Below are 15,160 nucleotides of genomic sequence, written 5' to 3'. Positions count from 1 at the left end.
TTGAAATTAGAAGGTTTGTCTGTTTTATTATTCTTCCTATGGCTATGGATGGGGACTATTCCTTTTCTTTCTCTTGCTTCCCGATATATCGATGTTAGGATGTTTCATCAATGTCAAAACCGGTGCATTGCTTTATAATTTGTTCCATACATATGTAATAACATCGACATTGCCTTTAGCGTGGGGGATTATCACTCACAATGATTTAAGCATAATTGCGGGACTCATTTGGACCACTCATGCAGGTATGGACAGATTATTAGGATATGGCCTAAAATCCTACCCACTTTAAAGATACACACTTTTCAAAAAAATACTGAATTTTCCAGAAAATCATCACTTTATCGCCTTTGCCGACCAAGTGACATCATTTTTAATTTTAATTTTTGTAAAATATCTTTTTCAACATGATACACACCTTGACCATTCGTATAACTTAATTCATGTTTCAATTTGTTTATCAACCTTTTTGCTCCTTTCACATCCCCCTTTAAATACTTAATGATGGCAAGGGAACGATGATAGGCATATGAATCTAATTTCGATACTCCTTTAAATAATTTCTCTATTTCTTCTACGTTCGCTTCATTGTTATCATATAAAAATTTGCATAGTATATACAAACTGTTAAAATTCCCTTTGATCCATTTATTTTCCTTTGTCAGCGGTTCATTGATGATTGGCTGTATACTTGAAAAAATCTGTTCCACATGACCAATGTCAAAATAATAATAAAAAAGAAATGTACAGATCATATGATTTTCTAGCGGATTTTTTTCTTTCATGATTTCCTTACACTTTTCAATCAGTTTTTTATCCCATTCCATAGGTCTTTTTGAACTAAACATCTCACCAAGTATTTGAAATTTTAAAATCTGTAAACCCGCTTCTCTGGCTTTAAATAGTAATAATATATTTCCTCCGTCGTTTACTTCCCCTTTTGTAATCGGAAATGAGGTGGCTATAAATATAGCAATGTTTAAAATGGAACACCATAGCATAAAATTGTTCTGATAAATCTTCCCAATCATAAAAAATACAAGAAATGCTATCAAACTAAACAAAGGGCCTCCCAGCAAAAATAATTCCAATTTTGCTTTTATGTTAGAAAAAGTTCCAACAGAAGGGGTTACAAAAGAAACTCCGCCGAAATAAAGCCAATATTTATTTTCACGTATTCTTAATTTTCCTTTCCCTTTTTCAATGAGAAAGGGACCAAAAGCAAGAAAATGGAAATTAAATCTACATAATAACGCAAAGATCACATGCCCTAATTCGTGCAAAAAAATAGCAATAATCAAACCAATACACAAAATCCATATATCGAAAACAGTCGATGCTAATGATGGAAATAATTTAGTAACTATGAAAGAAATAAAGAATATAATTAGAAGCAAAATACTAGGCCTGTAAACGATATGTTGCATGGAAATCTCTCCTATTAATATTGCCTTACAGATCATCTTGATCATAAGTTATTCCCAGGAAATTAGCAATATTCTAACAAATAGATATAGGAGCATTCCATAACATCAGCATGGGCCGTCCACAAACTCCGCACACCTCCCACCGTGTTCGAAAGGCTAAGAGAAGATCTTCATTCCCCGAATAAAGGAATCGCCTGAAGATATTCTGGAGGCAAAATCACCAGCAAAACAGTGAAACTGCTGAAACTTGTTATTCCATTGTTTATCTGAACAGCAGTTTTTACTGATAGATTTGCTATAAAGTGAGGGCATGAAATGAATTCGCTCGAATAAGAAAACGGAAAATATTATTTCATCTTAAAAAATGCATGAGATTTGAAATAATGTGTCATTAAGTAGTAAGATATTGCTGAAATCGCTGAAATCGTTTGCAGCACCAAAGGAGGTCATCAATTTGAAACAGTTTCTTGAACTTAATAAAAGCTTTATTAATGGCGAATGGGTGGAAGGAGCCAGTGCAAATTCTTATGATATTTTAAATCCATACGATGATTCTGTCATCACAACCGTTAAATTGGCTACAAAAGAACAAACGCAGAAAGCGTTTGAAGCGGCATACCAAGCACAGAAAAAATGGGCAAAAACGCCAGTGGAAGAAAGAAAAGCTATCATCCGGAAAGCATTAGAATATTTTAAAGAGAACAAAGAAGCAATTTTAGAGGCTTTGGCTGTAGAATCAGGCAGCACGTATGTCAAAGCAGAAATAGAATATCAAAGCACGTTAGCGGAATTGGCAGAAGCAGAAAAAATGACAGAAGAGATTTATGCGTACAGGGAAGTTCCTTCTCCTATTGAAGGAAAAACCAATCGAATTTACCGATTGCCGCTGGGAGTGATTTCATCGATTTCTCCGTTTAATTTCCCATTGTTTTTATCTATCAGAACCATTGCTCCTGCGATTGCCTTAGGGAATGCTGTGGTCCATAAGCCAGACTTGAAAACCGGCTTAACTGGAGGTTCGATTATTGCAGCGGCATTTGAATATGCAGGATTGCCTAAAGGGGTATTCAATGTCGTTTTGACGTCTTCGCGGGAAATCGGTGACGAAATGTTAACAAATCCTCATTCAAAAATGGTTAGTTTCACCGGATCCACAGAGGTAGGAAAACGTGTTGGCGCTGTTGCCGGCGGCGCGCTAAAACGCGTAGCATTAGAATTAGGCGGAAACAGCCCGTTTGTCGTGTTGAGCGATGCTGATGTTGACCGAGCAGTGGAAGCAGCGATATTCGGGAAATATTTGCATCAAGGGCAAATTTGCATGATCGTGAATCGATTTATTATTCATCAAGATGTATATGATGAATTTGTGAACAAATTTGTGGAACGGGCGAAAAAATTGCCATATGGAGATCCGCGCAACCGTGAAAACGTGATTGGGCCAATCATCGACCAACGCCAGTTAGAAAAAGCATTAAAAATAATTGAAGAAGCAAAAGCGGAAGGAATCCCGTTGGCATTAGAAGGAAAACGCGTAGGAAACATATTAACGCCAACGGTATTTGTGAATGTGGATAATAACAGCAAGTTAGCGCAAACGGAAGTATTTGCGCCAATTGCGATCATGATTAAAGCGGAAACAGATGAACAAGCGATTGAATTGGCGAATGGAACCGAATATGGTTTAAGCTCGGCTATATTTACCTCTGATCTTGAAAAAGGAACAAAACTAGCTTTAGAGATTGATAGCGGAATGACACATGTTAACGACCAAACGGTTAACCTTCAATCGGATACCCCGTTTGGAGGAACAAAAGCAAGCGGATTGGGCCGTTTCGGAAATCCGTGGATTGTAGAAGAGTTTACAGAAACAAAATGGGTTTCCGTTCAACATCAATATCGGAAATTCCCGTTTTAAGCCGGGGAATATAAACGCTTGCCAACCGTTTGAAAAAGGTGTGCCCCGAAGTTAACGGGATGTTCTCGATGATCATCCATAAAAGCGGACGTCTTGCCTTTTGGCGAAACCAAGTATTCCACTGACCATTCGCTATTTTGATAGATCCGGCTCGATCATCCCCTAAAAACGCTGGAGCAAATTCAGTTTGCCAAAAAACACCCTTTGGCATCTGCGCAAATAATCCGCATGCGGTGCCAAAGGGTACATTTTTTTCAAATATGGTTTTGGAAAAGAGCATTATGAAAATGGATATTGGCGCGGTTGTTTTTGAACAGATACCCATTTAACGGTCGTAAATTCTTCAAAAGCCCGTTCACCACAGTAACGACAATTCTCCACCAAACGGAACATTTTCTTCTACATTGATCAACTGGCCGTTAATGTGAATTATACCTGTTTTCATTTTCTCGCCGCATGGTGCCCTTGCCAACGGACGCACAGGCTGGCTTGAACAACCCGTCCAAAGCTGCATGAGTACATGCGCGGTTGATGAGTGGATCGGGCGAATTCAATAAACATATTAATTCCAAATCAATTTCAGGAATACTCTATCTATCTCATATTTACAATTTTTGTAATATCGATATTTCTGGATATCGATATTTTTGAATTTATTATGAAATATTTTGTATTAATGCGAAAATAATGTTTTATGGTGATATAATCCTTTGTAGGAAGATAATTCTTTAGGGGGGAGTTCTATGGCCAGAATTATTAATTCACCAACAAAATACATACAAGGGAGAGGGGAACTTCAAAATCTCGGCAAATATATTAACAGTTTAGGGAATTCTTTTTTAGTGATTGCCGATCAATTTGTGTTAAATTTTACTAAGGAAACCATTGAACAAAGTTTTTCCGATCAAGAATCCACTTTAACCTTTGAAACATTCCGCGGTGAATGTTCTAAACAAGAAGTCAATCGCCTCCAAACGATTGCCAAGGAAAAACAAATTGATGTCATTGTTGGAGTCGGCGGCGGAAAGACACTGGATACTGCTAAAGCGGTTGCTTTCTATTCCAAGCTTCCGGTTGTTATCGTTCCAACTATTGCTTCTACCGATGCTCCATGCAGTGCTTTATCCGTTCTTTACACAGAAGAAGGGGTTTTTGATGAATATTTAATCTTGCCAAAAAACCCTGATATTGTCCTCGTTGACACCCAAATTGTGGCCAACGCACCAGCAAGACTTCTTGCAGCCGGCATTGGGGATGCCCTTGCAACATATGTGGAAGCAAGAGCTTGTTACGAAGCAAACGCCACTCCAATGGCAGGCGGCACAATCACAAAGGCAGCGATCGCTCTTGCTGAGCTTTGCCAAAACATCCTTTTTGAAGACGGAATAAAAGCATTCCTTGCGGTTGAACAAAACATAGTGACAAAAGCGGTCGAAAATATCGTGGAAGCCAACACGTACTTGAGCGGCATCGGTTTTGAAAGCGGCGGTCTCGCAGCGGCCCACGCGATTCACAATGGCTTTACAGTCATCGATGACACTCATCACCTTTATCACGGCGAAAAAGTTGCTTTCGGCGTAATCACGCAACTCGTCTTAGAAAACCGCAGCACAGAAGAAATTCAAAAATACATTGCTTTCTGCACAGAATTGGGACTGCCAGTTACACTGGAAGACATGGGAATTACCGAAGACATTGAGCCAAAAATCCGAAAAGTTGCTGAAGCTGCTTGCCAAGAAGGCGAAACCATTTACAACATGCCATTCCCTGTCACTCCTGACGATGTTTATGCCGCAATTATTTCAGCGGATATCCTTGGAAGAAAATATAAGTAACCCCCAGCCTCCCCGCGCTAAAAACGCGGGGAGGGGGGCTTGTTCACTCCATTTTCCTTTGCAAAAGAGAGCTTTTGTACTCGTTTGCGGCTTTCCCGCTTTTCTTTCTCGTGTTCCTCTTATTCCTTCAACGTCTTCGATATACATGCCTCGATCACTGTCGTATCCAAATCCGCAGGAAAAACAAGAAGGGGCTACACGATCTTTCTTCATTCCGACAATCCATTCTTCCATAAATTCGTAAAAATCAAATTGGCCATTTATCCTTTGCAACTTCTTTTCACAAAGAGAAAATCCGCCTTGTAAAACAAGAAGATTGCATAAGCTCTATCCGTCCGCGACATAACCATCTTTGAAACATGGTGTTACGTCAAGAAAACGGACACGTCAAACAAAGAGAAATAGCTGCACCTATGCGGCTTCTCTTTTCTGGTTGGCGTAGCATGCTTCTTCAAATTCATAAAATTCATATGGCGATACATAGCCAAGGAAGGAAGAACTTCTTTTTTGGTTGCAGAATCATTCAATGTATTCAAAAATGTCCTGTTTTGCTTCTTTTCATGTATGGAATCGATTCAGATAGATGCACTCTTTTTTGGATTAAGCTATGAAATGACTTCCATACAAGTGTTGTCGTAACCGTTTCCACATCTCGACATGCTCACTTGAAAATGATGTTTCTGTAAGAGCTGTTGATAATCATTTGAAGCATATCGGCTCCCACGATCTGAATGATGAATCACTAGTTCCGGTGATTTTTCGCCTGTTTAGAGCCCGTTGTAACGATTGGATCACTAACTCTTTCGTCATTCGTGATCGATATGCCATCCTATAATCTTACGAGTATATAAATCCATGATAATAGATTTGCCAATTTTACTTTTCTAAGAACATCTATGAGTTTACCATCGTTAAAAGGAGATCCTTCCCATCCGTATATCCAATTTTCTCGAACAGTTGCTCTTGCCAAACTACATTATTGCTTCAAGGCGTTTAATCATCCCGGCAGGAAATTGTGAAATAAATAAAGCTTAAGTGTTTCTCATTTTTCTAGATCGTAAATAAAAGAACAAAATTGTAAAGAAGATTAATATTATTATTAGGGGAACTGTATAGTTGCCTAAATTCTCTGCTTTCCCTAGCGAGATTAAAATTGTCTTAATCTCGATAACAGCCATTATTATTACCGATTCTAGACCAATAAAAATTCTCATTAAGCGGTCATTCTTATATAATTTAATACCCTTTTCATCGTTATTTCTAAGAAAATGTGACTTTTGAAGTTTACTGGATAACAACACTGAAGCATATGCAGTAGTAATGACTACCAAAAGTATTATTAACATTGATTTATTACCATAATTATCTGCTTCTCCTGAAAAGCCATAATGAATAGGAATCCTTTCCGGAATATTACTCCATACACCTATGATCGTAAATAACACCCCTACTACGATGAGAATAGAAAGGAAAATCAAGATTTTTTCAAATAAAGATAAAGGAATAGATTGATTTTCCATTTAAACACCTCCCTAAGTTAAAAATTTTCAAACAAATAAACATTTCTAAAATAAGACCCAATTTTCGTCCTCGTCTTGCTCAATAACAGTGAGTTCTGCGTCTCGAAGCAACTCCTCAACCTTTGGAAAATTTATTTTTTGCAATTCTTTAAATTGAACCTGCCATTGTTCTAATGCTTTTATCGTCGGTGACAGGTTAATCTTATCTAATGTTTGATTAATTGTTCTTTGGAGTTCTGCAATCGGACTATCGATACTAGTATAGATTTTGCTTAATGATAAACTTAATTGTTTAGCACTATCTAAAACAGTTTGCATAGAATCAGTTGCACCAGCAAAACTGTTCCTTAACGTACTAATTGATTCTAAGGATGGAGCAACAGATTGTATATGTTTTACCGAATAATTCCCTAAGTTCATCTTTAGGAGGTCTTACACCTTCTAATTCTTTACTTTCAGCCATCTCTTGAAAGACATGGTAGTTAGATTTTAATAATATGTCACTTGGAACTTTTATAGCAAACAATCGATCAAAAATTGATTAATTTTACTCATATTTCTACCTCCAACTATTTTACACAATATATCTTCTTTTGTATTTATCACTTCTGATTAAGCATTTACTGTATTCTTAACGGTATTTTCAAATTATTCAACAGTAGTTTAAAACGACTGTAATCAACTTCTTCTCTTCTTTTAGCGGCTCGTACAATGTCTTGGATGATATCCCAATCTTTCCTTAATCCTGCTGGAATCAGTTCTTCTTTTGCGCGTATTTGTTTTAATTCGTTTAAATGCCGTTCAATTAATTCCTCATAGGAGATACAAAGATGCGAATGAGTTTTTGGTGAGGAATGGTATGAATAATAATATGGAAGGGTGCACGACTTGGAGGTTCTATGTTGCCGACTTTGGTAAGAGATTTCCTTTAGCCGTTCCCTTTCTGATTGACGTTGCTTTTGGAGTTCTTCCATTCTCTTTGCATGAAGTTTTTTCAGTTGTTTATCCAAAAGTGGTATGTCATGTTCTATTTGCTCGAGATAAGATTGTGGAATTTCAATTCCTGCAAACTCTTTTATGTCGGTTTTCTCGCCACGATAAATTTTAAGGAGCAGTTCATCACGTTCTAAATGTATCGAATGGAATCCTTTTTTAATATCCCGAATAATTTCTGATGTTAAACGGGTATAGTTTCCTAAACACGTTTCCCCTAGTTTGTATGTTTTGTTTTGCTTTTTATGGGTTACAATGTACTGATATCGGAGAGGCATGTCGCATTCGCAGCGAAACGGTCGATTCCCGCGTCCTCCATCTAATATTTCAACTAAAATCCAATCATCGACTGCTTCTGCCAGTTGTTCGTTGTCCATATCTTCTGTCACGATAATCCCTTTTTTTAATGCTAAAACTTCTAGCCATTTGCTTTTTTTGCTTCGTTTCGTGAAAGCGTCCATATATTTGCGCTGCTTCGGTGTCAATAACTGATAAATCTCATCTACTTCTGCTTCAGTCAAAGGCGTATGAAAACTCCTCAAACTCATGTTTACACCTTCCTTGAAACAAGGTAAATCAGACATCCATTAACCAAAATTCGACATTTGCAACCAAAAACCTTCAAAAAATCAATTCTAAACAAAAAAAGAGGCCACCGTTAACAAGTAGCCTCTTCATTCGTTCAATCATTCTTTACACAACCTATCACTTTAGAATCCAAACTGCTCGTAAATGTTATTCAAGTTTCTCGCAAGAATCTTATTTCTTCCAATTGCCTTTTTGTATTTTGTTTTAAGGCGGTGCCATTGAGTATTTGTTCTTTTGGAATAAACAGCATAAGTTTCCTGTAAAGGTCCAATTTTCAATTTTTTTATCCTCTACTATCACCAATCATTTTGTCTTATTCTCTTATCCATCAATATTGCAAACAAATAGGACGGAGCCGGCAAGTGCTGTACAGGTACAGTATTTTCTAACGGTACATATTTCAACGCTTCTTTAAAAGTATTCTTTGATATTGAGTAATTAGTTCTGCTTAATTCAATCGAATTTCCCTTAACTTTGTACGTAAACTCTCCCCCTCGAATTTGCTTAAAAACTTGCCCTTCACATCCCTTGATTCGTTTCCATACGGTTTCAATCATCCTATCCCCCCTACTAACAAAAAGTTTAAAATATGTTGAGTTCATACCTTAATTATAACCCAATACCCAATTTAAGGAAATTTTAAACAAAAATATGAGCGCCCTATATAGTCTCTGAGAATGCCAATGGTTGATAAAAATTCCCTCCATACCTCTATCTTTTTCTGCTAAAATAATTCTATACACTTAAGGGGCTTTGTTATGGCCAGTGTATAAAGATTACTCCATAAAGAAAAGAGAAAGTTGGTATTATGAATTTGTTTATAAGAAAAAAAGATACAAAAAAAGAGGCTTTGCTAGAAGAACTGATGCAGAAGCAGCGGAGAGACAGAAAAGATACGAATTGCAGCAAGGAATATCCATTCAAGAATCAAAAATTACTGTAAAAGACTACTTTAAAGAATGGTTAAGCAGAAGGCATAATCTTTCTCAAAATACGAAAAATCTTTATAAAACCTTTCTTAACAATCATTTAGATTTTTTTGAAAATGTACAACTAATGATGTTCCTTTTAATAACTGTTAATTTGAAGGTCAAGTCCAAATTATTGTGTAAATTCCCCTTTGATAGACAACATGGACCTGATGACTTGACGTATGGTAGGTAAGACCGGCAAGTCCCCCTGCCGGTCGCCTTCCCGGACAAATGATCATGTTGTCAAGGAACAGGCGTGTCAAGGAGCTTTCGCGGCATATCCTCGCTTCGCTCCGGTATTCCACGTTCTCCTTGACACGGCGTAGAGGTTATCCCACTCTCTTGATCGCCGGAGCCACCTGATTCACCGATCGGACTCCTTGCTCTTTCGTTTTCCGCCACTGCCAATATTCAGCCATATCCAAGTATTTGCGCCCTGACATCCATTTTTCATCGATTTCGATCAACACGGCACCAACGAGGCGATACACCGATTCCCGGTTCGGAAAGATGCGGATGACCCGTTCTCTGCGGCGAATTTCTTCGTTCAGCCGTTCCACTCCGTTGGTCGTGCGCAGACGCCGCCGATAACGGTCCGGATAGTCCAATACGGCGGTGGCGTCTTCGAATCCCTCTTCGAGGATTTGCATGGCTTTTGGGACTTTTTCTTCCCATTTGGCCAGCACTTGTTCCAATAACAGCCGGGCCGTTTGCTTATTTGGAGCATGAAGAATCCCACGAATCTCCTCGAGCAAGGCATCCTGCATATACTTTGGTGCGGCGTCGAGGATATTGCGAATAAAATGTGTCTGGCATCGTTGCCATGTAGCGCCTTGGAAATGCTTTTCAATGGCTTGCACCAGCCCACCGTGCTGATCCGAGATGATCAAGTCCACTCCCCGGAGTCCCCGATCTTTCAGCCATCCGAAGAACTCGCTCCAGCTGGACTCCGATTCACTGTTTCCGATTTGCAGGCCAAGAATTTCCCGATATCCTTCCTCATTCACTCCTGTAGCGATCAACACGGCACTGGAGCGTACTCGTCCATCCTCCCGGACTTTCGTATAAATAGCATCTACTAGCACAAACGGATACACGTGTTCATGAAGGGAACGGTAATTCCAGTCTTGGATAATCGGATCCAGTCCCTTGCACAGTGAGGAGACCGTGGACTTGGAAAACGAAGTGCCGCATAATTCCTCCGTGATTTGAGTGATTTTTCGGGTAGACACCCCGTTTACCACCATTTCCATTAGTGCCAGTACCAGTGCTTGTTCGCTCCGTTGATACCGTTGGAACAGCTCCGTAGAGAACTCCCCATCTCTTGTCCGTGGAACGCGCAAGGTCAACCGTCCCACCCGGGTCGTCAGCTGGCGTGGATACGAACCGTTTCGATAGCCTTTTCGTTCTTCCGTTCGTTCATAACGGCGAGCTCCCAGCTGTTCTTCCACTTGTGCCTCGAGGATTTGATTGAGGACTTGTTCCAATAGCTTAGCTAATCCCTCATCTCTGGTGAATAACCCGTGCAAAAGTTCATCATTTAGGGTAATATGATATTGAGCCATGGTTGCATTCCTCCTTATGTTTGGTGTTTTTGGTCCACTGTTTATTCTACCAAAGGGGAAGCAACATGGCTCTTTTTCTATTTCTCTTTTTACACAATTATATGGACTTAACTTAATTTGAATGTGTCCAATCAAAATAACAATTATTCCGTAGATATAAAGGAGCCATTTAGAGATTATTTTGAAACAACTTATTCAACAAACGAATGCGTTACTTCAAGAACAAGGAAGTAACGCTTGATTACAGACGTAAGAAAAGGAGAAATCAATCATCAATCGCATTTATGTCGGTCTTTTTTCCATGGTTTAAAAATCAACACTGAAATATAACAAAGCCAATCATAAAAAACAAAAGCTTGCGGCATCGCAAGCTTTATTAACAATCCGAACTTTTCACATTGAGTGGCGGCGGAACTATCCAACCTTTTTCTTTGTTCATTCTAAGCAATGTAGCACCATATTGCGCTTTTTTCATGTGAAATTGACCATACATTAAAGCAATATCTTCCCTGATGCACTGCCCCATAATTGTACTACATGCCACTAAACCGGCTGCAATATCTTTACTAAGCATTGCAGCAATTTCCGGGTCAGTAAATCTCGCACCTGCAGGAATATTTTCCCAACACGCTTTTGGCCGTTCTGGCGGTGATGGTGGAAGCGCTATTCCATTTTCTTTTAACAAATTTTCTGTTTCTTGTATTTCCGGTTTTAGAACGTTTTCAATACTATCCTCAATAAAACGTTTTAAATCCTCATCACCTGTGTGATTGAGTAATGTTTGATATCCGGCTACTAATCCTTTAGCAGTTAGTAAATACGACCATACACCAAATATTTCTCCGTAGTGCATCGGCTCTTCTTTTGGATTACCGCTTAAAATTCCCATAATAAACCTCCTAACAAAATTCATAATATCACCTTTTCTTTAGATAATATGGATTGATTGAAATACAATTATGCAAAGAAAAGTGCAGTTTTCAAAAAATTTATTGCGTCATTGGAAAAACAGTGTAATTTTGTATGAAAACTGCTGGATGATGGTACCGCTAAGAAGTTTGTGTAATGCATGATAAGCAACAAACCACACTTCTCTGTCTTTTACAATCGTCCGCACCTGGCTACCGCTGTAATTAAATACCTGCTGCAGATGATTCATCCGTTCTCTCCCTCCTTAAATTCCTTTCTTGGAAACACAACTGTCATTTTGTTTCCCCCTAGATCTACATTGTTATCCTTCCCAGCATTCTTTTAATTTTTTTATTTTTTATAAAATTTTAAATAAATAAAAATCTGGCATTTTTAATAATTTGTGCTAAACTTTGCTAAAGGCAAATTTGACAAAAGTAAGAGACGAAAATCCACAGACCTAAGTCAACTGTGTTATGATAGCAAGATTGCACAATTTTTTACAACAAGAGGATTTCCTTTTGCTAATTTGCCTTATTATTAGCGAAAGGTGATTTTAAATTGTTAAAAACTATATTAGTTGCTGACGATTCAATGTTTATGAGAAATTTATTAAAGAATCTCTTAACCGATAATGATTACCAAGTTGTCGCTGAGGCATCCGATGGCAGTAGTGCTGTATCTCTTTACAAAGAAAAGGCACCTGACATTGTTATACTTGACTTAACTATGTCTATCATGAACGGATTAGATGCTTTAAAAAATATTTTAAAATTTGATCCAAGAGCAAAAGTAATAATTTATTCAGCGATGGGGCAAAAAAGACTAATTATTGATGCTATTGAAATAGGCGCTAAGGACTTCATAATCAAGCCTTATTTTAACGAATTAATTCCATCTTTAAATAAATTATTTAGGTGATTAGGCACTTCTTTATAGAAGTGCTTTTTTGAAACTCACTTGCTAATTTGTTTCCAAATACTTTACCGTTTCTTGAACATCCTTATCTAAAATCATTTTTATAAGTTGTTCGTTGGTTAAGTTTGCCGCTGCTACTTCAGCTTGTTTCATCTTTTCTTCATCTTTGATACAAAATCCGTACCATGTTGATAATAATTCCGCTCGATTCATACTTTTCAATACTTCACGATAAGCACGCCTAATTTCCGCATGTTCTTTCGGCGAGACTTTTCTTACTGCCACTCTTTCCTCACCTTATCTCATTCTAATTGGAAGTTGCTGCATGTTTTTGTCGGAATATTTACTAATCAACTTTATAAAACCCCATATCCGCATGGCTTTCCAGCCAATCTTTATAGTAGTTTTCATAAATGTATTTATCTATTTCTTCTTCCGATAATCCTTCCAATTCTTCATCAGGAATATCAATCTCTTCTTCACGCATTGAACCAACATACCCTGTGGATACATAAAATTGATGTTAGTCTAAATTATAGACACAACGAATAGAGAAATGTATAGTAAATCTATCAATCATGGGGAGTGTCTATAATGACAAGACGTTTTGATAAAGAATTCAAAATACATGCAGTAAAATTAGTGGTCGAGGAAGGAAAAGCGGTCGCTCAAACCGCAAGACAACTCGATATTTCGCCAAAAACTCTTCATAAATGGGTCGCAGATTATAAAAAAGATGCCGAACATAGAAGAGTAAGTAATGATCAATCCGGCCATGCTTGCACCAATCAATCCACCAATTTGGTTTGCGATCGAACTGAAGGAGTTCGCCGAAAGGAGCATTTCTTTTGGAATAACCTCACGAATCAGTGCCATCGTGGAAGGATTATACACTTGGTCACCCAGTGCAACGAAAAAAGCCATCGCATACAAATGCCATGGTTGAAGCTGTCCCAGCCACCAAAAAATAGGTATAGTAAGCACAATAGCAGCTCGAAAAAGATCCATATAAACTGATAGCAACCTACGGTCCCATCGATCAACAAATACGCCGATAAACGGTGACAACAGGATACCAGGAATAGCAGCACAAACAAGAACAACAGCAACCGAAAAACTTGCTCCGGTTAACTTTATTGCCAACCAGCTATTAGCAATAAACTGCATCCCCGTACCAAACATTGAGACTGTCGTACCGATAAAGTAAAATAGGAAAGGTCGTTGGCGCAATATCTCAAATCTTTCGCGTATAAGTTTATTCATAAAGAGTCATCACCAATCTGATCGTTTACTTCCACTACTATTTGATTTAGTAATTGATCTACAATTCTGTTTGCAGCCGTTGCATCATCTGCAACAACCACTAAATCGCCTATCCAATCGTCATTTGATGTTGGATATCGTACCTGATCGCCTATTTTGACTTTCCATTGAAATTTCTCGACAAACTGGCAACCTTCAATTAACTCAACACCTTTCAATGCGCAAATATTCCCTGTTTTTGGTGCGGTGAAATGATATACACTTGCACCTTTTTTCCATTTTGGCGTCAAATCAGGTTTTTCACCAACAAACATCTTGATAGTTTCACGAATAGGGTCTATCCCTGTCGCTTTATAAATCAGTTGCGGGACAATACCACCAGCCAATCTAGGATTTATCTCTACAAGATAGGGACCTCTATTGGTAAGGATGAGTTCTGTGTGACACGGCCCGAAATCATATCCAATCGTTTCAAGGAGATGTCTTACGTAGTTAGTAATTTCTTTGAAATTTTTAATTTCAACAGGAAAACTTGCTCCCACCTCTACAAAATAAGGATAACCAGTTAGCTTTCGATCGGTAATTCCTAAAACGTGATGATCACCGTTCATGGAGAAAGTTTCGACACTAACTAATTGGCCTTCCAAATACTCCTCGATTAAAAAATCGGACGAGCGCTTCAGTCCACGATTGTTATCAAGGTTTAGTCTGTTTTTTTCGTACATCTCTTCCAATTCGGATTTATTGTAAACAATTCTCACGTTTCTGCTTCCTGTGTTGTCCACTGGTTTAAACACACATGGATAGCCTATTTGTTCAGCAAGGAAATAGGCTTCCTCCAAACTATTTCCACTTCCCCATCGTGGGACAGGAATTCCATTTTCGGAGCATACCTGTCTAGTGATATGTTTGAGACGCGCTGTCTTTACAGCTTTAGGATTACATGCAGGCAGACCTAATTTTTTTGCAACCTCAGCTACAATTGGTGCGTAAAATTCACTGAAGCTTAACATTCCGTCAAAAGGGTATTGCATTTTAAATTGCTTTAAGTATTGTAATAATTCATCTGGCTCATTTGTTGGACATTCTTTGATACGGTCTGCGTACCGTAATGGATGATCGTCTAATCTCCTTCCCTTCATATAGTGTTCAAGATTTGCTGTCACAAACGTCACGCTATAACCAAGTTCCTTTGCGATGCTTATGGCTTCAATCCCGTTTCCTGGATTACTCTCAACAAATACAATATGCTTCAA

General features: G+C 38.2%; 15 protein-coding genes and 3 pseudogenes. 6 read left to right on the top strand and 12 right to left on the bottom strand.

From position 1 onward, the window contains the following. Positions 1-19 precede the first annotated feature (19 nt). Positions 20-320: pseudogene (locus AOT13_RS19495) on the top strand (DUF4260 family protein). Between the two features lie 21 nt (positions 321-341). Here the strand turns inward: AOT13_RS19495 and AOT13_RS07770 are convergent. Further along, entirely contained in the window at positions 342-1,427 is a 1,086-nt protein-coding gene (locus AOT13_RS07770; protein ID WP_042384987.1) for a M50 family metallopeptidase, read from the bottom strand. 454 nt (positions 1,428-1,881) lie between these two features. Between AOT13_RS07770 and AOT13_RS07765 the strand changes: the two genes are divergently transcribed. Continuing rightward, positions 1,882-3,342 (top strand): aldehyde dehydrogenase family protein, encoded by a 1,461-nt coding sequence (locus tag AOT13_RS07765; protein ID WP_003252212.1) that lies wholly within the window; start codon positions 1,882-1,884, stop codon positions 3,340-3,342. A 743-nt stretch (positions 3,343-4,085) separates the two neighbouring features. After that, a complete protein-coding gene (locus AOT13_RS07755) occupies positions 4,086-5,177 on the top strand; it encodes a glycerol dehydrogenase (RefSeq protein ID WP_003252214.1) in 1,092 nt (363 codons plus the stop codon). A gap of 1,031 nt (positions 5,178-6,208) precedes the next feature. Here the strand turns inward: AOT13_RS07755 and AOT13_RS07745 are convergent. From AOT13_RS07745 to AOT13_RS07730, 4 genes are all read right to left on the bottom strand, one after another. Beyond that, complete coding sequence (locus tag AOT13_RS07745) at positions 6,209-6,697, bottom strand: DUF1648 domain-containing protein (RefSeq protein WP_003252218.1); 489 nt, start codon at positions 6,695-6,697, stop codon at positions 6,209-6,211. A 45-nt stretch (positions 6,698-6,742) separates the two neighbouring features. Further along, positions 6,743-7,117 (bottom strand): hypothetical protein, encoded by a 375-nt coding sequence (locus tag AOT13_RS07740; RefSeq protein WP_232511581.1) that lies wholly within the window; start codon positions 7,115-7,117, stop codon positions 6,743-6,745. Between the two features lie 200 nt (positions 7,118-7,317). Continuing rightward, on the bottom strand, positions 7,318-8,274 hold the full coding sequence (locus AOT13_RS07735) for a hypothetical protein (protein WP_232511580.1): 957 nt from the start codon (positions 8,272-8,274) through the stop codon (positions 7,318-7,320). A gap of 300 nt (positions 8,275-8,574) precedes the next feature. Continuing rightward, positions 8,575-8,835: a hypothetical protein gene (locus AOT13_RS07730; protein ID WP_035502272.1), complete on the bottom strand. Its 261-nt coding sequence runs from the start codon at positions 8,833-8,835 to the stop codon at positions 8,575-8,577. Between the two features lie 208 nt (positions 8,836-9,043). Here AOT13_RS07730 and AOT13_RS20785 point away from each other — a divergent pair, with 208 nt between their 5' ends. Continuing rightward, positions 9,044-9,442, top strand: a complete 399-nt coding sequence (locus tag AOT13_RS20785) for an Arm DNA-binding domain-containing protein (protein WP_045844660.1) — start codon at positions 9,044-9,046, stop codon at positions 9,440-9,442. 136 nt (positions 9,443-9,578) lie between these two features. Here AOT13_RS20785 and AOT13_RS07720 read toward each other — a convergent pair whose 3' ends face one another. The 3 genes from AOT13_RS07720 to AOT13_RS20970 all read right to left on the bottom strand — a co-directional run bounded on the left by AOT13_RS07720 (position 9,579) and on the right by AOT13_RS20970 (position 11,973). Further along, the gene (locus AOT13_RS07720; RefSeq protein ID WP_003250680.1) at positions 9,579-10,814 is read right to left on the bottom strand and encodes an IS256 family transposase; all 1,236 of its coding nucleotides are present in this window, start codon (positions 10,812-10,814) and stop codon (positions 9,579-9,581) included. A 376-nt stretch (positions 10,815-11,190) separates the two neighbouring features. Beyond that, positions 11,191-11,703, bottom strand: a complete 513-nt coding sequence (locus AOT13_RS07715; protein ID WP_003252226.1) for a DUF3231 family protein — start codon at positions 11,701-11,703, stop codon at positions 11,191-11,193. A gap of 108 nt (positions 11,704-11,811) precedes the next feature. Further along, positions 11,812-11,973 (bottom strand): BRO-N domain-containing protein, encoded by a 162-nt coding sequence (locus AOT13_RS20970; protein WP_232511579.1) that lies wholly within the window; start codon positions 11,971-11,973, stop codon positions 11,812-11,814. 311 nt (positions 11,974-12,284) lie between these two features. Between AOT13_RS20970 and AOT13_RS07710 the strand changes: the two genes are divergently transcribed. Next, complete coding sequence (locus tag AOT13_RS07710; protein ID WP_042383563.1) at positions 12,285-12,644, top strand: response regulator; 360 nt, start codon at positions 12,285-12,287, stop codon at positions 12,642-12,644. Positions 12,645-12,686: 42 nt separating this feature from the next. Here the strand turns inward: AOT13_RS07710 and AOT13_RS07705 are convergent, their stop codons facing one another. Together AOT13_RS07705 and AOT13_RS20065 are read right to left on the bottom strand one after the other, a co-directional pair. After that, positions 12,687-12,926, bottom strand: a complete 240-nt coding sequence (locus tag AOT13_RS07705) for a hypothetical protein (RefSeq protein WP_003252231.1) — start codon at positions 12,924-12,926, stop codon at positions 12,687-12,689. Between the two features lie 61 nt (positions 12,927-12,987). Then, the gene (locus AOT13_RS20065; protein WP_155267337.1) at positions 12,988-13,128 is read right to left on the bottom strand and encodes a DUF7167 family protein; all 141 of its coding nucleotides are present in this window, start codon (positions 13,126-13,128) and stop codon (positions 12,988-12,990) included. A gap of 107 nt (positions 13,129-13,235) precedes the next feature. On the opposite strand from AOT13_RS20065, the pseudogene AOT13_RS21390 reads away from it, so the two are divergent. Then, positions 13,236-13,385, top strand: a pseudogene (locus AOT13_RS21390) (transposase); the annotation flags it as partial. Positions 13,386-13,424: 39 nt separating this feature from the next. Here AOT13_RS21390 and AOT13_RS21385 read toward each other — a convergent pair. Then, positions 13,425-13,823 (bottom strand): annotated as a pseudogene (locus tag AOT13_RS21385) (MFS transporter); the annotation flags it as partial. 77 nt (positions 13,824-13,900) lie between these two features. Next, positions 13,901-15,160, bottom strand: coding sequence for an ATP-grasp domain-containing protein (locus AOT13_RS07695; protein ID WP_042383566.1), 1,260 nt, complete (start codon positions 15,158-15,160; stop codon positions 13,901-13,903).

The organism is Parageobacillus thermoglucosidasius, from assembly GCF_001295365.1.
Classification (GTDB): domain Bacteria; phylum Bacillota; class Bacilli; order Bacillales; family Anoxybacillaceae; genus Parageobacillus; species Parageobacillus thermoglucosidasius.
This window is presented reverse-complemented; position numbering and strand designations above follow the sequence as displayed.